Source organism: Caballeronia sp. LZ043 (assembly GCF_031451075.1).
Taxonomy (GTDB): domain Bacteria; phylum Pseudomonadota; class Gammaproteobacteria; order Burkholderiales; family Burkholderiaceae; genus Caballeronia.
In genome coordinates this window covers 55,201-79,608 of sequence record NZ_JARUXT010000002.1, presented here as the reverse complement: position 1 = coordinate 79,608, position 24,408 = coordinate 55,201, and the positions used below count along the sequence as shown (strand labels likewise).

Annotated in this window: 21 protein-coding genes; 10 read left to right on the top strand and 11 right to left on the bottom strand. The window is 64.6% G+C overall.

Annotated features, from left to right (window positions below):
• Positions 1-5: 5 nt before the first annotated feature.
• The 6 genes from QCE64_RS13720 to sauS form a co-directional block, all read right to left on the bottom strand.
• Entirely contained in the window at positions 6-317 is a 312-nt protein-coding gene (locus QCE64_RS13720) for a DUF1634 domain-containing protein (RefSeq protein WP_310004311.1), read from the bottom strand.
• Entirely contained in the window at positions 314-1,177 is an 864-nt protein-coding gene (locus QCE64_RS13715; protein ID WP_310004309.1) for a sulfite exporter TauE/SafE family protein, read from the bottom strand. The genes QCE64_RS13720 and QCE64_RS13715 overlap by 4 nt, the downstream gene beginning before the upstream one ends.
• 102 nt (positions 1,178-1,279) lie before the next feature.
• A complete protein-coding gene (locus QCE64_RS13710) occupies positions 1,280-2,389 on the bottom strand; it encodes a nucleoside hydrolase (RefSeq protein WP_309811964.1) in 1,110 nt (369 codons plus the stop codon).
• A gap of 105 nt (positions 2,390-2,494) precedes the next feature.
• Positions 2,495-3,838 carry an MFS transporter gene (locus tag QCE64_RS13705; RefSeq protein ID WP_309920140.1) on the bottom strand — a complete coding sequence of 448 codons (1,344 nt, stop codon included), beginning with the start codon at positions 3,836-3,838 and terminating at the stop codon, positions 2,495-2,497.
• A 61-nt stretch (positions 3,839-3,899) separates the two neighbouring features.
• Positions 3,900-5,504, bottom strand: a complete 1,605-nt coding sequence (locus QCE64_RS13700) for an AMP-binding protein (RefSeq protein ID WP_310004307.1) — start codon at positions 5,502-5,504, stop codon at positions 3,900-3,902.
• A complete protein-coding gene (gene sauS, locus QCE64_RS13695; protein WP_404987369.1) occupies positions 5,501-6,988 on the bottom strand; it encodes an acylating sulfoacetaldehyde dehydrogenase in 1,488 nt (495 codons plus the stop codon). Before sauS ends, QCE64_RS13700 begins: the two co-directional genes overlap by 4 nt.
• 212 nt (positions 6,989-7,200) lie before the next feature.
• Between sauS and QCE64_RS13690 the strand changes: the two genes are divergently transcribed.
• Complete coding sequence (locus QCE64_RS13690) at positions 7,201-7,965, top strand: IclR family transcriptional regulator (protein WP_310004305.1); 765 nt, start codon at positions 7,201-7,203, stop codon at positions 7,963-7,965.
• Between the two features lie 6 nt (positions 7,966-7,971).
• On the opposite strand, the gene QCE64_RS13685 is transcribed toward QCE64_RS13690, so the two are convergent.
• The 3 genes from QCE64_RS13685 to QCE64_RS13675 form a co-directional block, all read right to left on the bottom strand.
• Positions 7,972-9,411 carry an amino acid permease gene (locus tag QCE64_RS13685; protein ID WP_310004303.1) on the bottom strand — a complete coding sequence of 480 codons (1,440 nt, stop codon included), beginning with the start codon at positions 9,409-9,411 and terminating at the stop codon, positions 7,972-7,974.
• Between the two features lie 115 nt (positions 9,412-9,526).
• On the bottom strand, positions 9,527-9,916 hold the full coding sequence (locus QCE64_RS13680) for a nuclear transport factor 2 family protein (protein ID WP_310004299.1): 390 nt from the start codon (positions 9,914-9,916) through the stop codon (positions 9,527-9,529).
• 30 nt (positions 9,917-9,946) lie between these two features.
• A complete protein-coding gene (locus QCE64_RS13675) occupies positions 9,947-11,296 on the bottom strand; it encodes an FAD-binding oxidoreductase (RefSeq protein WP_309932805.1) in 1,350 nt (449 codons plus the stop codon).
• A 320-nt stretch (positions 11,297-11,616) separates the two neighbouring features.
• Between QCE64_RS13675 and QCE64_RS13670 the strand changes: the two genes are divergently transcribed.
• From QCE64_RS13670 to QCE64_RS13655, 4 genes are read left to right on the top strand one after another with little or no spacing between them, the layout of a single operon-like run.
• Entirely contained in the window at positions 11,617-11,826 is a 210-nt protein-coding gene (locus tag QCE64_RS13670) for a DUF3311 domain-containing protein (protein ID WP_309811950.1), read from the top strand.
• Between the two features lie 13 nt (positions 11,827-11,839).
• Entirely contained in the window at positions 11,840-13,243 is a 1,404-nt protein-coding gene (locus QCE64_RS13665; RefSeq protein WP_309920127.1) for a sodium:solute symporter family protein, read from the top strand.
• Positions 13,240-14,898 (top strand): amidohydrolase, encoded by a 1,659-nt coding sequence (locus QCE64_RS13660; protein ID WP_310004296.1) that lies wholly within the window; start codon positions 13,240-13,242, stop codon positions 14,896-14,898. Before QCE64_RS13665 ends, QCE64_RS13660 begins: the two co-directional genes overlap by 4 nt.
• Positions 14,895-15,863, top strand: coding sequence for a GTP-binding protein (locus tag QCE64_RS13655; protein ID WP_310004294.1), 969 nt, complete (start codon positions 14,895-14,897; stop codon positions 15,861-15,863). Before QCE64_RS13660 ends, QCE64_RS13655 begins: the two co-directional genes overlap by 4 nt.
• On the opposite strand, the gene QCE64_RS13650 is transcribed toward QCE64_RS13655, so the two are convergent.
• A complete protein-coding gene (locus QCE64_RS13650; protein ID WP_310004292.1) occupies positions 15,786-17,531 on the bottom strand; it encodes a cobaltochelatase CobT-related protein in 1,746 nt (581 codons plus the stop codon). The genes QCE64_RS13655 and QCE64_RS13650 overlap by 78 nt on opposite strands.
• Positions 17,528-18,514: an AAA family ATPase gene (locus QCE64_RS13645; protein WP_310004290.1), complete on the bottom strand. Its 987-nt coding sequence runs from the start codon at positions 18,512-18,514 to the stop codon at positions 17,528-17,530. Before QCE64_RS13645 ends, QCE64_RS13650 begins: the two co-directional genes overlap by 4 nt.
• A gap of 161 nt (positions 18,515-18,675) precedes the next feature.
• On the opposite strand from QCE64_RS13645, the gene QCE64_RS13640 reads away from it, so the two are divergent.
• The 5 genes from QCE64_RS13640 (at position 18,676) to QCE64_RS13620 (ending at position 24,357) form a co-directional block, all read left to right on the top strand.
• A complete protein-coding gene (locus QCE64_RS13640) occupies positions 18,676-19,428 on the top strand; it encodes an IclR family transcriptional regulator (protein ID WP_309811938.1) in 753 nt (250 codons plus the stop codon).
• 115 nt (positions 19,429-19,543) lie between these two features.
• Positions 19,544-20,392, top strand: coding sequence for an IclR family transcriptional regulator (locus QCE64_RS13635; RefSeq protein ID WP_310004287.1), 849 nt, complete (start codon positions 19,544-19,546; stop codon positions 20,390-20,392).
• A 205-nt stretch (positions 20,393-20,597) separates the two neighbouring features.
• Positions 20,598-22,439 (top strand): sulfoacetaldehyde acetyltransferase, encoded by a 1,842-nt coding sequence (gene xsc / locus QCE64_RS13630; RefSeq protein ID WP_309920112.1) that lies wholly within the window; start codon positions 20,598-20,600, stop codon positions 22,437-22,439.
• Between the two features lie 67 nt (positions 22,440-22,506).
• Positions 22,507-23,520: a phosphate acetyltransferase gene (pta, locus tag QCE64_RS13625; RefSeq protein ID WP_309920109.1), complete on the top strand. Its 1,014-nt coding sequence runs from the start codon at positions 22,507-22,509 to the stop codon at positions 23,518-23,520.
• Between the two features lie 6 nt (positions 23,521-23,526).
• On the top strand, positions 23,527-24,357 hold the full coding sequence (locus QCE64_RS13620; RefSeq protein ID WP_309920107.1) for an IclR family transcriptional regulator: 831 nt from the start codon (positions 23,527-23,529) through the stop codon (positions 24,355-24,357).
• Positions 24,358-24,408: the final 51 nt, after the last annotated feature.

Here is a 24,408-nt window from a genome sequence, read left to right as displayed (position 1 = left end):
ATCCGTCAGCCGGCGAGCGGACCGAGCCGCACGCCGAGCACGCAGCCGGCCGCGATCACGGCGAGCACGGCGGTGGCGAGCGCGGCGTAGAGCATGTTGCGCTGCCGGGCGAACACCGCGAGCAGCAGCGCGACGCGCATGACGGGAAGCAAGACGAACAGTGCAACGCCCGCCGTCATGGCCTGCGCGGCCCACAGCACGGGCCACGCCTGAAGCACCAGACCCGCGCCGATCAAGCCGCACGCGATCCACGTTCCGGCCTGAAGAAACACGGCGAGCAGGCGGTCGAGCGAAACATGCGCGGGCGACTTTGTCATCCGGCGAGCTCCGTGAGGTTGATGCCCATGCCTTGCAGCACCATCTGGCCCGCGACGATGACGAGCACGGAAAGAAACAGCACGCGCAGGCGTTCGCTGCGCACCTTCATCAGCACCCGTGCGCCGAGCACGGCGCCGAGCACCGAACCGAGCGCGACCGGCGCGGCCAGCGCGCTGACGATCTCCCCGCGCAGGAAGTACGCGCATCCGCTGGCGGCAGCCGTTACGCCGATCATGAAGTTGGAAGTGGCCGTTGAAACCTTGATGGGCAGCCGCAACGCATTGTCCATGGCGGGAATCTTGAGGATGCCGCTGCCGATCCCAAGCAACGCCGACACCATCCCGGCCACCACCATCAACGTGAGACCCAGCGGCACACGCTGCACGCGATAAGCGACGTCGCGATGCAGCCGATGATCCGGATAGCTCGAATGCAGTTCGAGCGCGGCGGCGAGCCCATGCGAAGGCGCGGTGGAGGTAGCCGACGCCGGATCTTCGCGCCGCACGAACATCTGCCATGCCGACACGAGCAGCACGCCTGCGAACAGGAAGTCCAGCGCCGATACCGGCACGACGCCCGCCAGCAGCACGCCGCAGAGCGCGCCGAGCGTCGTGCCGGTTTCGAGCACGAGGGCCAGCCGTACATTGGTCAGCCCGCCGCGCAGGAACGCGGCCGCGCCGCCGCACGAACAGGCGATGACCGACACGATGCTGGTGCCGATGGCCGCATGCATGTCGACGTGAAAGAACATGGTCAGGATGGGCACGATGAACAGGCCGCTCGCCATGCCGAGCATGCCGCCTGCAGCACTTGCGCCGAGGCCTGCACAGAACAGCCACAGCGTTGTCTGCAAGCTCATTGGATCCGCTCTGAGGAGATCAGTGAGCTTGAACTATAACATGTCATAACAAGCATGAAAATGCATGACGGACAGCCCGTCATGCATCCGGCTACACCAACTTCACTGGAACTTCACCGGCACCGGCCGCGTGAGCAGATCGACATAGAACGCGAAGAAGCGGTTGTTGTCATAGCGCGTCACATACGTGATCTTCTGCGGCGAAGCGCCGGCCGCAGGCGCATCGGGATAGACCATCACATGCCCCTGATCTTCTCCAGGCGTCGTGTCGATGTCGAGATACGCGCTCTGCGTCTGCGTCGCATAAGTGGGATCAAGAAAGTATCCGATCGTCAGCGTGTCGTAGATGTCGGTGTTGTTGGCGAACGCGCCCGCATTCTCGATGGCATATACCTTCGTCACGGCGGTCTGTCCCGTCGGCGGATTGACGATCTGGTTATAGACGGTCTCGGTCAGCGGGACGGTATTGGTGACGTCGAGCGGAATCACCTTCTGCGGGATCGTGGTCTGCAACAGCGTGCGCACTGCGACGGGATCGAACCACCAGTTCAGTTCGCCCACTGCGTTCGCGTTACCCGGCACGTTCATCGCACCGCCCATGTAGACGATCTGCTTGATGAGCGGCACGATCTCCGGCGCCTTCTGCACGGCGGTCGCGAGATTGGTGGGCGGCCCTACTTCGATGATCGTCACCTGGTTCGGATAACGCTTGATGGTGTCGATCATGAAGTCCGCGGCGGCCTGCGCTTGCAGCTTCGTCGAAGTTGCGAAGCCGTCGGGCGGCGCGGTCAGTTGCGATTGCTGAGTGGGTTCGGGACGCATCCACGCGCCGAAATAGCCATTGGGATTGGCGGCCTGCTGCGCGCGAATGCTTGCGACGTCATATTGCAGCGGATAATTCGCGCCCGCATAAACGCCTACCTTGTCCTGCACGCCCATGCGCTCGACGGCCTTCAGCGCATCGGCCTCTTCTTGCAACAGCCAGTCGTTGCCGGTCACGACACACAGGCCGAGCAGATTGACCTTGCCCTGCCCCATCAACTGCGTGGTCATCGCGAAGAGCTGGCCGTCGTCGCCCATCGTGTTGAAGTCCGAGTCGATGATGATCTTCGGTGCATTCGAATAGGCAGGCTGATTATTGTCGGACCCGCCGCACGCGGCGAGCGCGACGACACACGGAATGATCAGGATTACCGCTTTGCAACGCTGCATGGTCGTGTCTCCCGAATCGATATAAGTAGAGTGGGCGCACCGCCGCAATGCAGGCAAGGCGCCACTCATTCTACGTTCGATCCGGGAACCGCATGGACCGCGTACTCACTCGTTCCAGTGCCCCGCGCTGCCCGCGAAAGCCGGCACGCCGAGCTGGTCGCGCTGTTGTTGCGCTTCACGCGCCTCGTCGGCCTCGACGGTCTTGCTCGTATCGATGAACAGCGCCGCGACCGCACCCACGCCGAGCAATGCCGCCGAGATCGTGAACGGCACGTTGTAGCTGCCGGTCTGCTGGATCAGATAGCCGAACACGACGGGCGAAGTCATCCCCGCAATGCCGAAGCCCGTGTTCATCATGCCGCCGGCCGTACCCGCATACTTGCCCGCGATGTCGAGCGGCAGCGTCCACAGGACCGGATTCGTGATCTCGAGGAAGAAGAACGAGCCGGTCAGGAACCACACGGCGGCCACGGGACTGGGGGCGTTGACCATCGGCAGGAGGAAGGCCAGCGAGCCGCCCATGCCCACCACGAGGATGCTGCAGCGCGCGAGCCGCAGACGGCCGGTCAGTTTGTAGATGCGGTCCGAGATGACGCCGCCGAGCGTGTCGCCGACGACGCCCGCCAGCAAGGGCAACGCGGTGAAGAGCGCGAGATGCTTGAGGTCGAAGCCGCGCGACTCCTTGAGATACGACGGCAGCCAGGTCAGATAGACCCACAGCAGCCAGCCATAGCAAAAGTCGACGAAGGTCACGAGCCACATGCGATGAATCAGCTTGCGCCAGGGCGTCACGCTCTTTCGGGCACGCGCACAATCGCCCGCGCGATAGCCGATCTCCGCGGTCTCCTCCGGCGTGATGCGGCGATTCTCATCGGGCGAATTGGTGAACACGAAGAAGTACAGCACCGTCCAAGCAAGGCTCGCGATGCCCAGCAGGATGAACGCCTCGCGCCAGCCGCTCGCGGCTACCACGGCCAGCACGAGCGGCGGCGTGAGCGCACCGCCCAGCCGCGAGAAGCTGTGCGTGATGCCTTGCGCAAAGCCCCGTTCATGCACCGGCATCCAGTACGTGAAGGCGCGCGTGGCGGTCGGGAACGCGCCGCCCTCGCCGATGCCGAGCGCCAGGCGCAGCACCACGAGCATGCCGATGCTGCCCGCGAAGCCCGTCGCCAGCGTGGCCGCGCCCCAGATCAGCGAGAGCACGATCAACACGAGCTTCGGACCGAACTTGTCGGCGAGCCATCCGCCGACGACCTGCATGACCGCATACGGATACGCGAACGCCGAGAACACGAGTCCGAGCTGCACGGAGCTCAATCCCATCTCCTGACGGATCAGCGGACCCGCTACCGCAATGTTCACCCGGTCGATGTACGAGATGAAGTACATCAGGCACATCACGCCGAGGATGATATGGCGCGTCTTCACGCGCTGACGATGCTGGTTCATTGTGTCTCCCATGTCCATCTGATGTGGAATGTGCAAGTCCTGCCGTGAAGCGCGCGCCCGCTTATCCCGCCGGCGGCGGCTTCTCGACGAGCTTCAGGCGCTGCACCTTGCCCGAGGGGCCGCGTGGCAAGGCATCGGTGAAGCGGAATTCGCGCGGTGTCTTGTAGCGGCCGAGTTCGCGCAGGCAGTGCTCGCGCAGATCGGCGGGATCGGGAGGAGGCGCGCCGACATGCGGCACGATGAACGCGACGATGTCCTGCCCGTAGGCCGGGTCCGGCACGCCCACGGCAGCCGCTTCCAGCACGCCCGGATGGCGCAGCAGCGCTTCGTCGATCTCGCGCGGCGCGATGTTCTCGCCGCCCTTGATGATCAGTTCCTTCGCGCGGCCGTTGATGTAGAAGAAGCCGGCTTCGTCGCGATAGCCGAGGTCGCCGCTGTGCAGCCAGCCATCGGCGGTGAAGGCGTTACGGGTCTCCTCGGGCCGCTTGTAGTAGCCGCTCATCAGTTGCCCGCCGCGCAGCACGAGTTCGCCGGTCTCATTGGCCGCGCATTCGCGGCCTTCGGGATCGACGATCTTCGCCTCGCCGCCCGACGGCAGACCGATGCTGCCGATCCTGCGCAGCGCCGGGTCATACGGGTTGCTGAAGGCGGGCGCGGCGGTCTCGGTCATGCCCATCGTCTCGATCACGCCGATGCCGAAGCGCGCCTCGAACGCGCGATGATGATCGGCAGGCAGCGCCGCCGACGCACTGCGGCAGAACTTGAGCGCCGACAGATCGAAGCCTTGCGCGCTTTCGCCGTTGAGCAGATAGGCGACGATGGTCGGCACCACGTTGATCCAGGTGCAGCCGTGCTGCGACGCTTCGCGCCAGAACGTGCGCGCGGAAAAGCGCGGCGTCATCACGGCCGAGCCGCCGTGTTGCAGCGGCGTGAGCAATGCGACGACGAGGCCGTTGATGTGATACAGCGGCAGCGACACGAGCACGCGGTCGTCCTCGCACAGGCGATGTTCGGCGCTGATGTTGCGCATGTTCGCCAGCAGGCTGCGATGGCTCAGCAGCACGCCCTTGGGTGCGCCGGTCGTGCCCGAGGTGTACATGAGCAGCGCGGTGTCGGCGGGGTCGGCGCCTTTCGCGACGATCTGCGTGGCATCGTCGCCAGGCGGCGGCATGGTGCTCGAGGCAAGCACGGGTATCGCGGGCAAATCCGCTGCATCGGGCGATGTGCGCACTACCGCGATATCGCGCGCCACGCTCTTGAGCGCTTCCGCGACGGTCTCGTGCGTATCGTCGGCCACGAAGATCAGGCGGGTATCCGAATGCTCGACGATGTAACGCACCTGCGACGGCTGGCACAGCAGGTTCAGCGGATTGGCGACGAGCCCGCTGTACATCGCAGCGAGCAACAGCCGCGCGGTCTGGATGCCGTTGCCCATGAACACCGAGACCACATCGCCAGGCTTCAGTCCCGCCGCTTCGAACCGCGTTGCGAGCGCACGGCAGTCGTCACGCAACGCGCGGAACGAGAGTACGTTGCCGCCCTCGGCATCGAGCAGGAACGGCTTGTCGGGAGCATGTTCAGCGCGCGCGTCGATCAATGCGCGCAAGGTCGTTGCATCGAGCGGCGCGTGCCCGGAAGATGCAATGCGATCAGCGAGCGTGCTCATCGTCCGATCCTCCGGAAGTAGTCGCCGAGCAACGCGTCGACTTCCGGCACGCGTTCCGCAATCGGGTACGCGACGCGCGTCACGTTCATGTATTGCCGGTAGCCGAGGTTCGCCGAGAAGTTGTTGCCGCCCCAGGTGCCGCAGCCCATCGAGAGCGAGAACGGCAGGCCGTTGTCGAAGTTGCCGCCGGTCGCAAGGCAATGCGCCTGATTCACGATCACGCGCGCCACCGGCAACTGCGTGCCGAGCAGAACGGCCAGCGCATCGTCCGCGCCATGCACGCCCACCGAATGTCCCGCACCCATGTAGCCGTAGATGCCGCGCACGATGTCCATCGCGTGTCCGGTATCACGCGCGCGATACACGGTCAGCACCGGCGAGAGCTTCTCTCCCGAGAAAGGATGGTCCTTCCCATAGCCGGTTTCCTCGACCATCAGGAACCTCGGCTCGCGCGCGGCGATGTCATCGAGGCCGGCTTCACGGGCAATCGCCGCAGCGGAGCGCGCCGTGCAGCGCGCCGACAGCTTGCCGTCCTGCCACAGCACTGCCTGCAAGCTTGCCTTCTGCGCGGCGTCCAGCAACACGCCGCCCTGCTTGCGCAGCGCATCGAGCATGCGGGCATGAATCGCGTCCTCGATCACGACGCTGTTCTCCGACGAGCAACTGGTCGCGTTGTCGAAGGTCTTGGAGATGGCGATCTTGCGCGCCGCGTCATCGGCATCGGCCTGCGCGGTCACGATGGACGCCACGTTGCCTGCGCCCACGCCGAAGGCCGGCGTGCCGCTCGTATAGGCCATCCGCACATTGGCCTGCGAACCGGTGGCGACGACCAGATCGGCGAGGCGCATCAATGCGGCCGTCGCGGCCTTGCTGGCGGGCGGCGGCAGCATCTGCACGAGATCGGGATCGAGACCGGCCTTGGCGAACTCGGCGTGAATGAAGCCGATCAGCAACGCGCACGACGAATAACCCTTCGGCGAAGGCGCGACGATGATCGCGTTGCCGCACTTGAGCGCATTGATGATCTTGTTGGCGGGCGTCGCGCCGGGATTGGTCGAGGGCGTGATGGCCGCCACCACGCCCACCGCGCGCGCGATCTCGACGATGCCATGTTCCTCGTCCCGCGCGATCACGCCCGTCGTCGCGACGCCATGCAGGTCGCGCAACAGGCCCAGCGTCTTGCGATGGTTCTTGCGGAACTTGTCGTCGGCGTTGCCGAGTCCCGTGTCGCGCACGGACAGGTCCGCCAGTTGCCGGTTGCGCGCGGGCTCCATGATGGCCCACGCGGCGGCGGCCACGGCCGTATCGAGCGTGTCCTGCCCCGCGTGTTCGAAGCGTTGCTGCGCCGCGCGCGCCCGCTCGACGAGCGCGCCGACCGCGCGTTCCGCTTCCGCCTGCTGCGCGGCCTGATTGGAGTCCGGCGTGGAGTCCGGCGCGTGTGCGCGTGAACGCACGAGTGTTGCGCCGCTTGCCATGTCATTCATGCGATGAACCTCGGCTGATGATGGATGGGAGGTGCTATCCAATCTAGTCAGCTCTGTTCGTCGCGCGGTCCCGTTTTCCGGAGTAACGCATGCAGCGACGGCGCGTGCGTCGGAAAGTGTCGATTTCGGGACTTTCCAGAGTCCCGAAAAACAATGTTTTCGACGCACAATGAAATAAAAACGCAAGCGACACATATAAAGCAGGAGACAGCGTGACATCGAATCAATCGAATGCCGCCGCCGTGCGCGCGTTCCGCGTGCTGGAAACCCTGGCGGAAGCGAACCGTCCTCTATCGATGACCGAACTGGTCGATGCGCTTGGCCTGCCGAAGCAGACCGTGCACCGCATCCTCGTGCAACTGATGGATGCGTGGCTCGTCACGCGCGGCGCCAGCGACAGGCTCTATGAATGCTCGCCACGGGTGCGCACGCTCGCCATCAACGTGCTGATGCACGCAGGGCCTGCTGCGGCGCGGCATGCGTTGCTCGAACAACTCGTCACGCGGGTCGGCGAGACCTGCAATCTGACGATGCTCGCGGGCAACGACGTCGTGTATGTGGATCGCGTGGAAACGGGCTGGCCGTTGCGCATGCATTTGCAGCCGGGTTCACATGTACCGCTGCATTGCTCGGCGAGCGGCAAGCTGCTGCTGAGCTTCCTGCCGAAGGAGCGGCGCGAGCGCATGATCGAGCGCCTGCCGCTACGGTCTTACTCGGAACGCACCATCACCGACCGCGACGTGCTGCGCCGTGAGCTCGCCTTGACGCGCCGCCGCATGCTGGCCATCAACAATCAGGAGCATCTGCAGGGGCTCGTTGCGATTGCGGTGCCGGTGATGCTGGACCGCAATCGCGCATGCGCCGCGATCGCGATCCAGGCGCCGGTGGGACGCGTCGCGCTCGATCAACTGCTTGCCTTCGAGCCCGACCTGCGCCGCACGGCTGAAGAAACCGCGCGGACTTTCAGGGAAGGATGAAGCGGTTCAACGTTCGGCGGTTTGCAGATGCTGCGCTGCGTGCTCGTCGGCGTGCACCTCGACCTCGTTGCGGCCGCGCTTGAACACGAAGTACGCGACGATCAGGATGCCCAGACTCACGACGCCGAGCCACAGCGGCTTGCGTTGATCCGGGATGAACGCCATGGCGATGAGAATCGCGAGCATGCCGACGATGGCGAGCCAGGTGAGATAGGGAAATCCCCACATGCGCACGCGCAGGTCGTTCGCCTCGAAGCTCGTCATGCGGCTGCGCAGGCGCAGTTGCGAGAACGCGATCAGCAGGTACACGAAGATCGCGACCGTGCCATACGAGTTGACGAGGAACGCGAACACCGTATCCGGCGATACATACGACATCACCACCGATACATAGCCGAACACCGTGCCCAGCAGGATGGCGCGCGTCGGCACGCCGCGCTTGTTGACCTTCGCGAGTCCGAGCGGCGCATCGCCATGACGCGTCAGTGCGAACAGCATGCGCGACGCTGCGTACAGACCCGAATTCAGCGCCGACAGCACCGCCGTCAGCACGATGGCGTTCATCACGTTCGCGGCAGCGGGCATGCCCATGACCTCGAGCGCGCTGACATAGGGCGTGGCCATCTGATGCGAATTCCACGGCACCAGCGCGACCACCAGCGCCACCGACCCCACATAGAACACGAGCACACGCGTGATGACCGAATTGGTTGCCTTCGCAACTGCCTTGGCCGGCTCCTTCGCTTCCGCGGCTGCGATTGTCACGATCTCCGCGCCGAAGTAGAAGCCTGTCGCGGCCACCGCACCTGTCAGCACCGGTCCGATACCCTTCGGCATGAAGCCGCCGTGCCCGAGGAAGGTCGTGGCGACGTCGGTCGTATGCATCGAGGCGGGCCACAGGCCGCACACATAGAGGCCGCCGAGGAACAGGAACACGATGATCGCGCCGACCTTGATCGACGAGAACCAGAACTCGAACTCGCCATAGCTGCCGACCGAGATGAGATTGGTCAGCGTGAGCACGACCAGCAGCACGAGACTGATGATCCACGCGGGCACGTCGGGGATCCAGAACTGCACGAGCTTGGCCCCGGCCACCGCTTCCAGCGCGATCACGATGACCCAGAAGTACCAGTACATCCAGCCGGTAAGGAAGCCGGCCATCTTGCCGGGCCCGCGCTGCGTCCTGAAGGCGAGCCGCGCGTATTCATAGAACGAGCCGACGGCTGGCATCGCGCAGGCCATCTCGCCCAGCATGCGCATCACGAGCACCACGAGCACGCCCGTGATGAGAAAAGAAAGAATCGCGGCGGGTCCGGCCTGCTGGATCACCACGCCGCTGCCGACGAAAAGTCCGGCGCCAATGACGCCTCCCAACGCGATCATCGTCATGTGGCGCTGCTTGAGGCCACATTTGAGATCGCCCTTGTCCGTGCTCGATTGCATCTCGTCTCCTGATTTGCTGTGTTCTGCCTGAGTCAAATCCCGCCTCGCCGGCCGATACGTTGCCGGACGGTCGAGGCGTTTCCCTGCGTCACGCGATGCCGGTTTCCCTCATGCGTCAGAGGGCGGGGCGGTCCTTGCGGAAAGCGTTCTTGACCGCGATCTTGCCGCCGCTGAAGGTGAAGACATCCACCATGCGCGCCTCGATGCGCGAGCCGTCCGCCTTCGTGCCGCGAAACGTCGATTCCGACACGCCGCGCTCGCCGCTGACGATATGCTCGCCTTCCTTCCACGAGGCATCGGGGCAGGTTTCCCAGGCGAGCGTGAAGCCCTTGCGCACTTCGTCGCGACCGCTGAAGGTGCGGCCCAGCACGTCGGGGCCGGCCACGCCGTGAAACTCGCAGCGCTCGGCCATGCAGTCCATCAGCGCGTCGATGTCGTGGCGGTTCCAGGCATCGTTGAAGGTCTCCAGCAGGCGAAGATAGTCGTGATTCGTCTCAGTGCTCATGTATCGCTCTTGTCCATAGGTTCGAAAGGGTTAGCGCTTCTCGTCCTGCGCCAGGTACTTGTGATACAGAAAGCGTTGCCCGACCCGGCGGAACGGCGCAAAGCCCTTCCAGCGCACCATGTTCAGCACGTTCGGGTATTCGAGCGCGGATTCGTAGATCGGCAGGGAATCGCGGCTGTGCTGCCACTTGCCGGCCACGCGCTCCGCGAGGCGGCGGCCCGCGTGCGCCGAGAACGACACGCCGTTGCCGCCATAGCCGACCGCATAGAACAGGCTCTGCTGCGGATCGGGCTGCGCGACGCGCGGCATCATGTCGTGGCTCACGTCCACCCAGCCCCACCACGAATAATCGACACGTATGCCGCGCAAGGCCGGAAACTTGCGATGCAGCCCTTCCACGAGCACCTCCATGTGCCGGGGATTGGCGGCGTCGGCGCCGGTGATGGCGCTGCGGCTGCCGATCTGCAAACGGTCGTCCGGCAACAGACGGTAGTAGAAGCGCAGGGTGCGGGTATCGGTGATGACTTCGCGCGTCCTGAAGCGGGTTGCCTCGAGTTCCTGCCTCGTCAGCGGGCGCGTGACCAGCGAGTTCGACAGGATCGGCATGATCTTCGCGTTCAACGCGCGATGCATGTCGTTGCGCGTATAGCCGCCGGTCGCGAACGCCACGGCCTTGGCGCGGATCACACCGCGCGGCGTGCGCACGTGATGCACGCCGCGAATCGTTTGAACATCCAGCACCGGCGTGCCCGGATGCACCTTCACGCCCAGCGAGCGCGCCATGCGCAGGTAACCGAACGCCAGTTTGAGCGGATGCACGCCGATGCCGTCCGGTTCATGCAGCGCACCGCAGCTTTCCTGGTCGTCGACGTAGGATTGCGCCACTTCCTGTGCGTTGAGCATGCGTGCGTCGTAGCCGAAGACATCGCGCATCACCTTGCATTCGTTGCTGAGAAACTCCAGCTTGCGCTCGCGATGCGCGATATACAGATGGCCGCCCGGCTGCGGATCGCACGCGAATTCGCTCACCAGCTTGCGGAAGGTGTCGAAGCCTTCGCGGATCTCCGCATCGAGCTTCAGCGCTGTCTGCTTGCCCCAGCGCTCGATCCACTGCGAACGGTAGAGCCGCCCGCTCGCGTTCTGGCCTTGCCCGCCATTGCGGCTCGTGCAGCCCCACGCGGTGCGGTTCGCATCGACGACGGTGGCGCGGATGCCATGCTCACGCGCAAGGAACAGCGCCGTGGACAGTCCGGTGAAGCCGGCGCCGACGATCAGCACGTCCACGTCTGCATCGCCGGGCAAGGGTCCGTCGTCCTCGGGCGGCGTGCCCGCCGTGGCGACCCAGTAGGTGGGCGCATAGTCCATGGCCTCGCGCTTCATCGGCGAGACGAGCGGGTCGTAGAGTGGATCGTATGGGGCGCACGCGCCACCCTGGGCCGGCGCAACGAATTCGAGAGTAGCCACCGATAACTCCTTGGAAAGTGGCTTCATGTTGCCCCGAACCCCGTGCGCGGCTTAGTGCCAGCCAAAAACCTTCGTTGGTGCCAGGGGACGGGCCGGACAGCGGGCTTGCTGGACCTAGCGATTGCCCTGCTCTGGCACTACGGCCAGCCATTTTTGTCTGGTCATACTGCACCGAATTCCTTTCTCTTCCGCGCGATGCAAGCCCTGCGCGGGCCAATGATCATACGGAGTGGACCATGCTCAAAGTCTTGATCGGACTCGGTTTGCCGTTTGTCGGCGTGATCGGCATGCTGCCGTGGGCGGCATCGAACGATATTTATGTGTTCGGCATTCCGTTTATTTATGCGTGGATTTTCGGCTGGTTCATAGCCACCTCGGTCTGCCTGCAACTATGCTGGGTCCTGTTCGACAAAAAAACGGAACGGCGCGAAGCGCGCGGCGCATAAGGAGAAAACCGACATGGCTTCCACCGTATTTCTCGGCTTCATCGCGCTCTCCATCTGGCTCGCCTTGCGTGCAGGCAAGGGACGCGGCGGGCAAAGCGTGCATGACTTCTTCGTCGCGTCACGGCAGTTCGGCGCGTGGCTGGTGTTCTTTCTCGCTGCGGGCGAGATCTACAGCATCGGCACGATGGTGGGCTTTCCCGGCGGCATCTACGCCAAGGGACCGACTTATGGCGTCTGGTTTCTGGGCTACATCCTGCTTGCCTACCCGATCGGCTATTTCATCGGCCCGAAGATCTGGGAAGCGGGCCAGCGCCACAACGCCATCACGCTGCCCGATCTCTTCAAGGGCCACTTCAGCAGCCGTGCGCTCGAACTGATCGTCGCCGTTTCATCGCTCGTGTTCCTGCTGCCCTGGGGACAGCTGCAATTCACGGGTCTCGTCGCGGCATTGAAAGGGCTGGGATGGAACCTGAACCCGGTCTTTCTCATCATGATCTCGGCGCTGCTCGCGTTCACGTACATCGCCATCGCGGGCGTGCGGGCGTCGGCGTACATTGCGATTCTCAAAGACCTGCTGATGGTGGCCGCCATCGTCATCACGGGTCTGGCCGTGGCATGGGAAGCCGGCGTCGAACCCGTGTTCAGGGCCGCCAGCCAGCATGTGTCGAATGCGATGAACGCGCATCAGCTGACCTTCTCCATGAGCACCATGCTGTTCCAGTCGCTCGGCTTCTATGTCATGCCCTTCGCGATTCAGAACTTCTTCACCGCGAAGAGCAGCAACACCATTCGCCGCTCGCAAGTGGTCATGCCCCTGTACATGCTGATGTACCCGTTTCTCGTGGTGGCGTCGTACTACGCGATTGCGCAGAACGTGCCGCTCGGCTCGCCGAACGAAGCGTTCTTCACCGCGGTCGTGCATCTGCTGCCGTCGTGGCTCGTCGGACTGGTTGCGGCGGGCGCTTCTCTGTCGGGCCTGCTCGTGCTCGCGGGCATCTGTCTCGCCATCGGCCCGGTGGTCACGCGCAATCTGCTGCCCAACATGCCCGAGACGCGCCAGAAGGCGAGCGCCAAGGTGGTGATCGGTTTGTATCTGCTGCTGTCCATCGGCATGACGCTCGCAACGCCGAACCTGATGCTCACGCTGATCAACATGACCTACTACGGCGTCACGCAGTTCTTTCCCGGCGTGATCGCGATCATCTTCGGCCTGCGGGTCGGCGCGCGCGCGATTGCGTCAGGCATGCTCGTGGGACAGGTGCTCGCGGTCGTCCTGTATGTGCTGCATGTCGATATCGCGGGCCTGAATCTCGGCCTCATCTGCCTGGCCGTCAACGTGCTGGTCGTGTTCCTCGCGAATCCGAGCGCAGGCCGCAAGCACGTCCACGCCGATCTGATCCACTCGAACGACTCATGACCCAAAACTCAATCGATAGCCAGGCGGTGAAGGTGTTCGCCGCCCGCAAGATCCTGACCATGAATCCGCGCCAGCCGGTCGCGACGCACGTTGCGATCCGCGAGGGCAGGATTCTCTCGGTCGGCACGCTGGACGAGATCCGCCAGTGGACCGACGCCGAACCCGACACGACCTTCGCCGACAAGGTGCTCATGCCAGGTCTCGTCGAAGGCCATTCGCACCTGATGGAAGGCGCGATGTGGAGCGCTGTCTATGTCGGCTACTACGAGCGGCGCGGTCCCGACGGCACGCGCTGGCCGGGCCTGCAATCGCTCGATGCGGTGATCGCGCGCTTGCAGGAAGCGGAGCGCGCGCTGGACAGCACGGACGCGCCGCTGCTCGCCTGGGGCTTCGATCCGATCTTCTTCGGCAGCAAGCGGCTGACCGTGACGCAGCTCGACAGGGTATCGGCCACGCGGCCCGTCGCTGTCCTGCATGCAAGCGTGCATCTGATGAACGTGAATTCGCCGATGCTCGCACTCGCGGGCATCGACGAAGACACCGATGTCGACGGCATCGTGAAGGACGGCGAAGGCCGACCGACCGGCGAACTGCAGGAGTTCGCGGCCATGTTCCCGGTGTATCGCGTGATCGGGCCGAAGCTCTCGATCTCCGCGAGCGACAATCCTGAAGCGATCCGCGCCTTCGGCAAGGTCGCGCAGCTCGCGGGCGTGACCACCGCCACCGACCTGCTCAACGACCTCTCCGACACGGGCATGCGCAATCTCGTCGAAGTGACGCGCGACGCGCGCTTCCCGATCCGCCTGGTGCCCGCGTTCGGTCCGCAGCGTAATCCGGAAGGCGGCCCGGACCGTGTGCTCGAAGCGATCAGGCTCAATGCGGACAAGCTGCGTTTCGGGCCGGTGAAATTCATCGTCGATGGTTCGATACAAGGCTATACCGCGCGCCTGCGCTGGCCGGGTTATGTGAACGGCCATGCCAACGGCCTGTGGCTGATTCCGCCCGAGCAGTTTGTCGAGACCTTCCTGCCCTATCATCTCGCCGGCCTGCAACTGCATATCCACACGAACGGCGACGAGGCCACCGAGCTCGTGCTCGATGCCATCGAGACCATTCTCGCGCGGCATCCGCGCCCGGATCATCGGCATACGCTGCAGCATTGCCAGATGGCCGATGCGCGGCAACTCGCGCGCGCCGCGCGTCTCGGCATGTGCGTGAATTTTTTCTCGAACCATATCTACTACTGGGGCGACGCGCATTACGCGCAGACCATGGGCGCCGATCGTGCGAACCGCATGAACGCGGCCGCCACGGCTCAATCGCTCGGCATCACGTTCGGCATGCATTCAGATGCCCCGATCACGCAGCTCAACCCGCTCTTCACGGCGTGGTGCGCAGTGCAGCGCAAGACCGCCTCGGGCCGCGTGCTGGGCGAGACGGAATGCTTGAGCGTGCCTGACGCGTTGCGCGCGATCACGCTCAGCGCGGCGCATACCATCGGCATGGATGATGCGATCGGCAGCATCGAGGTGGGCAAGTTCGCGGACTTCGCGGTGCTCGATGAAGATCCGCACGAGGTGCCTGCCGAACGTCTCGGTCAGTTGCGTGTGTGGGGCACGATTCTCGGCGGACGTGTGTTCGAGGCGCCGGCATGAAGCCGCCCATTCCGCTGGCCGTCATCGGCGGCTATCTCGGCGCGGGCAAGACCACGATGATCAACGCGCTGCTGACCAACACCGAAGGCCGCCGCGTCACGGTGCTGGTCAACGATTTCGGCGCGATCAATATCGACGCCGCTTTGATCCGCGAGCGCAGCGACGACGTCATCGGACTGGAGAACGGCTGCATATGCTGTTCGATCGGCGGCAAGCTGATGGAGACCTTGATCGAGATCAGCGCGCGCGAGACGCGGCCTGATCTGCTCGTGATCGAAGCGAGCGGCGTGTCGGACCCGTTGCGCATCGCGCAGGTCGGCATGCTGGATCGTGCGTTTCGTCTGCAAGGCATCGTGGTGGCCGTGGATGCGCAGCGTATCGATGAAACGCTGGCCAATGCGTATGTGGGCGAGATGGCGCGGCGGCAGATCGAGACGGCGACGGCCATCGTGCTGACCAAGACCGATCTGCTCGACGATGATAACGCGCGACGAGCGCGAGCACGGGTGCAGGAGATAGCGCACACGCGCATCGTGTTCGACGGCGATCAGGGCAAGGTACCGGGCACGCTGTTTTTCAGCGATACGGCGGCGTCGGCTCCGCTTGGACTTTCGCGATCCATCGTGCCGCTGCATCAACTTCCGGCTGGCTTGCGGAACGTGACCTTCCGTTCGAACGAGCGCTTCGACAAGCGCAAGCTCAAGGCCGCGTGCCTGTCTTTCTCAAACAAGCTATTGCGCGCCAAGGGCTTCGCCCGCCTCGACGACGGCTCGTGCATCGAGCTTCATGTCGTCGGCGCGCGCTGGCATGCCACGCCATGCCGCGACGTTCCGCATACGGCGATCGTCTTCATCGGCATGATCGACGACAATGACATACAGCGCGCGCTAGCTGCTGCTCCTGCGGCGCGCGCCGAGCCAGCCTGCGAGCTTCGCGAAGAGTGTCATGTCGGGCGGCACGGATAGATCCACGCCGAAGCTGTGCCGATAGTACGGGCTCAGATCGAGTCCGACACCGAGCCCCAGCACCTCCACACCCTGAAACGCCTCATGACGCTCGACCACTTCGCGCAGGTGCTGGTCGAGATAGTGGGCGTCGTTCGCTTGCGCGGTCGCGCTGTCCATCGGGCTGCCATCCGACACGACGACCAGGATGCGCCGCGGCTCGTTACGCGCGAGCAAGCGCCCGCACGCCCAGTCCACCGCTTCTCCGTCGATGCCTTCGCGAAACAGATCCGCCTTGAACAGCGCGGCGATGTCACCGCGCGCGGCACGCCATCCCGCATCGGCTTCCTTGAAGATCATGTGGCACGCTTCGTTGAGCCGTCCCGGCGTGGGTGGACGTCCTTGCGCCAGCCAGTCCAGCTTCGCGCGCCCGCCGTTCCATGCGCCCGTGGTGAAGCCCAGCACTTCAGTGGTGACGCCTGCCATGCCGAGCGCACGCACGAGCACGTCGATCATCACCGCGACCGGTTCGATACTCGCCTTCATCGAACCCGAGCAGTCGATCAGGAAGCTCACCGCGCAATCCGCCGTGGGCGTGTCGCGTTCGCGCCTGAACACGCGTCGCTCAGCCGGTGACGCGATCACCTGCGCCAGACGCCTTCCGTCGATGCGCCCTTCCTCTTCGCCGAACGACCAGCCGTCGCGATGCGGCACGGCAACGGCCGCCTGCAACATGCGCGCGAGGCGTGCAACGTTGATGTGGCGTGCGGCGATGAGGTCGTCGAGACGCTCGCGGTATTCGCGCAGCAACGCGGCGCGGATCAGCGCGGCGGGATGGATGGTCTTGTCGTAACGCGTCGTGAAGATGCGATAGCCGTCGCCCGACGCATCGCGCGCGCTGCTGGCGCCGCTCGCGGCCAGCGCGAGCCGTTCCGCCTCGCCCTCTTCGTCGTCGATGTCGAACCAGGTGCCGAGCATCGTGCGCGCGGCGTCTTCCTCGGTGTCGTCGGTTGAAGCGTGATTCTCGACGAAGGCGTGACGCACGTCGCGCACCATCTCGCCGATGCGGTTCGCAATGGCAAGCGCATGGTTCGCATAGGCGCGCTGATCGGCGCAGTCACGCCGCAATCCCGCCAATGCCACGCCGAGCAGGGGCGCGAGCGCCGCACGCGTCGCCTCTATCAGCCCTTCGGTCTGTTCGACCACCGCTTGGCCTGAGAGACGCGACTCGGCAATTTGCGCGACCGTATAGATCAGCAGACCGATATCGCTGTCCAGCAAGCCGCCCTTGTAGCACGCCAGCGACCACGTTTCGAAGCGATGCCGCACGTTGCGCCGCACGCCCGCCATGCCGTCCGGCACGCGCGCTTCACAGCGCAGTTGTTCGAGCAGGTCGAAGACCATGCGGGCGACCGGTTCTTCCGGTGCGAGGCTGTCGTGCAACGCCGCATCCGAATACACGATGCGCAGCGCCGATGCATCCGCCGCGCCGCGCGTGGAATCGAGATCGTCCGCTTCCCTGCCTTCGCCACGCAGATGCGGTGCGTGCAGCGCCACCGGCCGCAGATGCCTGAACAGACGTCCGCCGCGATAGTGCAGCATGCCGTCGCCGGTCAGCGCGCGCACGGTCGCCGCGCACAGCGCGTCGCGCCGCGCAAGTTCGCGAGCGTCGTTTCGCACGGCGTTCATTTGCTGCGCTCGTCGTGCCACTGCGACGGCGTTTCCAGTTCCTCGCCGAACGCGCGCTGAAAATATTCCGCGACAACCGGCCGTTCCGCTTCGTCGCATTTGTTCAGGAAAGTGAGACGCAACGCGAGCTTCACGTCGTGAAACAGCTCGCAGTTCTCCGCCCAGTTGATGACGGTGCGCGGCGACATCAGCGTGGACAGGTCGCCGGCCTGGAAGCCGCGCCGCGTCAGCCCCGCCATGCTCACCATCGATGCGACGAGCGCGCGCCCACGGTCATTTTCGAGTTGCGGCACGCGCGCGAGCACGATGCGCGTTTCTTCCTCGCGCGACAGATAGTCGAGCGTCGCGACCACGTTCCAGCGGTCGATCTGCGCATGGTTGAGCATCTGGGTGCCGTGATACATCCCGTTCAGGTTTCCGAGACCCACGGTATTCGTTGTCGCGAACAGACGAAAAAAAGGATGCGGCTGGATCACGCGATTCTGATCGAGCAGCGTGAAGCTGCCCTCGCGTTCCAGAATTCGCTGGATCACGAACATCACGTCGGGACGGCCCGCGTCGTATTCGTCGAAGACCAGCGCCACGGGCCGCTGCAACGCCCAGGGCACGATGCCTTCCTGAAACTCGGTGACCTGCACGTCATCGCGGACCACGATTGCATCCTTGCCGACCAGATCGAGCCGGCTTACGTGACCGTCGAGATTGACGCGCATGCACGGCCAGTTGAGGCGCGCCGCGACTTGTTCGATATGCGTGGACTTGCCCGTGCCGTGCAGGCCTTGCACCATCACGCGCCGGTTGAACGCGAATCCCGCAAGAATCGCAAGCGTGACCTCGGGATTGAACCGGTACGCATGATCGATTTCCGGAACATGCGGATCACGGCCGCTGAACGCGGGCACCCGCAGGTCCGAATCGATGCCGAACAGCGCGCGCACCGGCACGCGCTGATCCGGTTCTTCCATCCACGTGTCGCGCATCATGATGCCTGCCTCCGTGCTTGCCGCCGTTTTCGAGCGACCATCTTAGCTGTAATTGTTTTTCGGAACAAATCATTTCGTTTATTTGTAGACATTCGGCCGATGGCGGCGGGACTGAGGCCCCATTTACAATAATGTCGAACGAAATCAAACGGAAAACGCCGATGGACAAGCCCGACACGCCTACGCTGCGCGCCTTCGCGCTGCTCGAATATCTCGTGCAGGCGGGCAATCCCGTGTCGCTCACGGACATGGCCGAGGACATGGGCATGCCCAAGCCTTCGCTGCATCGCATGCTGGCTTCGCTGGAGGCGGGCGGTCTGGTGATCCGCGAGCCGGGCGACCGCAATGCCTATGTCGTGGGCCCGCGTCTGGCGCAGCTGGGTCTGAGCGTGATGACGCACGCGGGCGCACGGCGGCTGCGCCACGCCATTCTCACGCGGCTCGTTGCCGATCTCGGCGAAACCTGCAATCTCACGATGCTGCACGAGAACGAGGTGCTGTATCTGGACCGCGTCGAGGCCCCCTGGCCGCTGCGGCTGGACCTCAGGCCGGGATCGCACGTGCCGGTGTGGTGCAGCGCCAGCGGCAAGCTGCTGCTCGCCATGCTGCCGCGCGAGGAGCGCAACGCGCTGGTGCGTGCGATGAAACTCGAGCGCTTCACGGCCAACACCATCACGGATACCGAGATGCTCGAAGCGGAACTCGATCGCACCGCAAGGAAGGGCGTCGCAATCGACAACGAGGAATTCGTGCAGGGCATCGTGTGCGCGGCGGCGCCCATCGTCGACACATATGGCTCGTGTATCGCGGCTATCGCGGTCCATGCGCCGGTCTCGCGCTCGCCGCTTTCGCGTGTGCTGGAGATGCTGCCGCGCCTGAAGGAAGCCGCCGAGGACCTGAAGAAGACGTTCTGATAGCGTCGAAGTTCAAAATAAAAACGCAACCATACGTTCCGAAAAATGTAGCGCGCGACGCCGGAACCCGCGTAGAGTACCCGTAATCCGAAACCATTCGTTCCGATTCCGGTTCATGCGCGACGTCACTCATCTCGATCCCGCCGACCTCGCCGGCGACGAAGCACGGACGCTTCGTCCGCTTGCGGTGCTCGAACAACTCGCCTCCGCTGGCCAGCCATACACGCTGTCCCAGCTTGCCGCCCGCGTGCGGATTCCCAAAGCCACGCTGCTGCGCCTCGTCGAGGCGCTGGAATCGCAGGGCTACGTGACCCACATGCCCGATTCGCGCGGCACCGACCGCGGCATCGCGCTCGGTCCGCGCGCCGCCCAGCTCGCATTGGCGACGCTCGCCAACAACTCGTTCACGCGCGGGTGCCGTTCGCTGCTGCGCTCGCTCGTCGACGTGATCGGCGAGAGTTGCAACCTCACCGCGCTGGACGGGGATACCGTGCTCTATATCGAGCGCGTCGAAACGCCCGAGCCGCTGCGTCTGCACATGCAGGCCGGCATGCGCGTGCCGCTGCATTGCACGGCCAGCGGCAAGCTGTTCCTGTCGCACATGACGCTTGCCGAACGCCGCCAGATACTCAGCCGCCTCACGCTGACACGAAGAACGCATCGCACGCTCACGGACCCGGCGTTGCTCGAGGCCGAACTCGACCGGCTCGCCGCGCGGGGCCTCGGTATCGACAACGAGGAATTCGTGCTTGGCATGGTGGCCGTGGCGGTGCCCATCACGGACGCTGCCACGGGTCGCGTATTGGCGTGCCTCGCCGCCCATGCGCCGACCGCGCGCGCCAATCTCAACGATCTGCTGAAAGCCGTGCCGCAACTCCGCGTGACGGCCAAGAAGCTGGCGACGCTGATCGATACGTCCGAAGGTCTGACGCTCATGGCGCGGCAGCGCCAGGCTGCGCGCTAGCCGATTCCGCGCCCTGCAGATCCCCGCCGCACAACGCGCGCGGCGCCGGATGCATTTATTCGTCGCAACGCGTTAAAATTTTTTTAGAGACGACTCATTCCATTTATTTGAAAAACCGGTTGACGTCCTGATCGACCAGTCCTACGATGTCTCCACGATACACATTCCGGAACCAAACGTTCCGTTTTTCATTCGGAGACATCTCATGAGCGAGCACGACCAAGCCCGTCCTTCCAAGACCACCGCCGCAGCAACCGCGGCCCCGAGCGGTCCGCAGGCGATGACCCCCTCGGAAGCCTTCGTCGAAACGCTCGCTGCCAACGGCGTGACGGAAATGTTCGGCATCATGGGATCGGCCTTCATGGACGCGATGGACATCTTCGCGCCGGCCGGCATCCGCCTGATTCCGGTCGTGCACGAGCAAGGCGCCGGTCACATGGCCGATGGCTATTCCCGCGTGTCGGGCCGCCACGGCGTCGTGATCGGCCAGAACGGGCCGGGCATCAGCAACTGCGTGACGGCCATCGCGGCGGCCTACTGGGCGCACAGCCCGGTCGTGATCGTTACGCCGGAAGCCGGAACGATGGGTATCGGTCTCGGCGGCTTCCAGGAAGCCAAGCAACTGCCGATGTTCCAGGAATTCACCAAGTACCAGGGCCACGTGACGCATCCGGCACGCATGGCCGAATACACCGCGCGCTGCTTCGATCGCGCGATGTCCGAGATGGGACCGACCCAGCTCAACATTCCGCGTGACTACTTCTATGGCGAGGTCAAGGTCGAGATTCCGAAGCCGCAGCGCCTCGATCGCGGTCCCGGCGGCGACCAGAGCCTCAACGAAGCGGCGGATCTGCTCGCCGAAGCCAAGTTCCCGGTCATCATCTCGGGCGGCGGCGTGGTGATGTCCGACGCCATCGAGGAATGCAAGGCGCTCGCGGAACGCCTCGGCGCACCGGTGGTGAACAGCTACCTGCACAACGACTCGTTCCCCGCGAAGCATCCGCTGTGGTGCGGCCCGCTCGGCTATCAAGGATCGAAGGCCGCGATGAAGCTGCTGAGCCAGGCCGATGTCGTGATCGCGCTGGGCTCGCGACTGGGACCGTTCGGCACGCTGCCGCAGCACGGTCTCGATTACTGGCCGAAGGAAGCGAAGGTCATCCAGATCGATGCGGACCACAAGATGCTCGGCCTCGTGAAGAAGATTTCGGTCGGCATCTGCGGCGATGCCAAGGCCAGCGCCATCGCGCTCACGCAGCGCCTCGCGGACCGCAAGCTCGCCTCGGACGCGACGAAGGAAGCCCGCGCGAAGACCATCGCCGATGAAAAGGCCGCCTGGGAGAAGGAACTCGACGAGTGGACCCATGAACGCGACGCCTACAGCCTCGACATGATCGAGGAGCAGAAGGGCGAGAAGCCGTTCAGCGGCGGCCAGTTCCTGCATCCGCGCCAGGTGCTGCGCGAACTCGAGAAGGCGATGCCGGATGACGTGATGGTCTCGACCGACATCGGCAACATCAACTCGGTGGCCAACAGCTATCTGCGCTTCAATCAGCCGCGCAGCTTCTTCGCGGCGATGAGCTGGGGCAACTGCGGTTATGCGTTCCCCACGATCATCGGTGCGAAGGTTGCGGCGCCGCATCGTCCGGCCGTGTCGTATGCAGGCGATGGCGCATGGGGCATGAGCCTGATGGAAACCATGACCTGCGTGCGCCATAACATTCCGGTGACGGCCGTGGTGTTCCATAACCGCCAGTGGGGCGCGGAGAAGAAGAATCAGGTGGACTTCTACAACCGCCGCTTCGTCGCGGGCGAGCTCGACAACCAGAGCTTCGCCGAGATCGCGAAGGCGATGGGCGCGGAAGGCATCGTCGTCGACAAGCTGGAGGATGTGGGCCCGGCGCTCAAGAAGGCTATCGATCTGCAGATGAATCACGGCAAGACGACGATCATCGAGATCATGTGTACGCGTGAACTCGGCGACCCGTTCCGTCGCGACGCGCTCTCCAAGCCGGTGCGCATGCTCGACAAGTACAAGGACTACGTCTAAGTCCCGCGTCACGCCGCTCCGCGCCCACGGGGCGGCGTTTTTCCTTTGCATCTCACCGAGCGCCCCCATGAAAGCCATGCATCGCATCATCGATCAGGCTCGCGACCTGCCGATGCGCATCGTGCTCTCCGAAGCCGAGGACCCGCGCGTGTTGCAGGCCGCGCAGCGCGCGCATCGGGAAGGCATCGCGCGCATCGTGCTGGTCGGTGCGAGATCGCGTGCGCATCAGGTCGCCGATGAAGCGAACCTCGATCTCGACGGCATCGAGTTGATCGATCCGCGCGAATCGCCACTGACGCAGCGCTTTGCTGAAACGTTGTTCGCCTTGCGCGAAAAGAAAGGCATGACGGCCGATGCGGCGCGCGCCGCCGTGCTCGATCCGCTGTGCTTCGCCAACCTGATGGTACGGCTGGGCGAAGCGGACGGCTCCGTGGCGGGCGCGGTCAACACGACCGCCGACGTGGTGCGCAATGCCATCCAGATCATCGGCGTGCGGCCTTCCTTCAAGCTCGTGTCGAGCTTCTTCCTGATGATGCTGTGCGAGCCCTTCCATACGATGAAAGGCGGCCTGATCTTCTCGGACTGCGCGCTCGTCGTGCAGCCGGACGCCGGGCAGCTCGCCGAAATCGCCATGGCCGCCGCCGACAGCGCGCGCAGCCTGCTGATGGAAGACCCGCGCGTCGCGATGTTGTCGTTCTCCACCAGCGGCAGCGCGCATCATGCGGCCGTGGACAAGGTCATCGAGGCGACCCGGCGTGTGCAGGAAGCGCGCCCCGGCCTCGCCATCGACGGCGACGTGCAGCTCGATGCCGCGATCGTCGCCGAGATCGCCATGCGCAAGGTGCACCACTCGCGCGTCGAGGGACATGCGAACACGCTGATCTTCCCGAGCCTCGAAGCGGGCAACATCGGCTACAAGCTGGCTGAACGGATTGGCGGCGCGAGGGCCATCGGTCCGCTGCTGCAAGGGCTTGCGAAACCCGCCAACGACCTCTCGCGCGGCTGCAGCGCCGACGACATCTATTACGTGATCGCGGTCACCTGCGTGCAGGCGCAGGCCGCGCGGCACGCGACGACGTGAGGCCGCATGGATATCCGAGTCGACACCGCCACGCCCGGCCTGACTGAAGCGGCGGAGAGCGCCGCGCTCAACGACACCCACCCCCACGCGCGCGCCGAGACGCCGACGCTGCGCGCCTTCAGCGTGCTCGAACATCTCGTCGCCGCACGCGGCGCGCTGTCGCTTGCGGACCTGGCGAATGCGCTCGACCAACCCAAGGCTTCGCTGCACCGCATGTTGCAATCGCTGGAAGCGGGCGGCTTCGTTGCGCGCGAGCCGGGCCAGAAGAACGCGTATGTGGTCGGGCCGCGGCTCGAACAACTGGGCGTCGATGTGATGATGCACAGCGGCGCGCGCCGCCAGCGTCACGCGATCCTCCAACGTCTCGTCGCCGATCTCGGCGAGACCTGCAACCTGAGCATGCTGCACGACACGGAAGTGCTCTATCTCGACCGCTGCGAGTCCACCTGGGCGCTGCGGCTCGAACTCAAGCCCGGCTCACATGTGCCCGCGCATTGCAGCGCGAGCGGCAAGCTGCTGCTCGCCACGATGCCGCGTGAAGAACGCGCCGCGCTCATTCGCGCGATGCGGCTGGAACGCTTCACGCCCAACACCCTCGACGAACCCAATCTGCTCGAAGCCGAACTGGATCGCATCGCCCATAAAGGCATTGCCGTGGATAACGAGGAGTTCGTGCCGGGCATCGCCTGCGTGGCCGTGCCGGTGCTCGATTCGCGCGGCAAGAGCATCGCCGCGATCGCGGTGCATGGACCCGTGTCGCGCATGAGCCTGGCGCGCGCACTCACTTTCGTGCCGCGTCTGCGGGAAGCAGCAAGCGAGCTGTCCGCTACTTTCTGATGCGCCGCATCAGCGTTTTTTTTCGGAATTCCAGGCATTAAAAAACGGCTC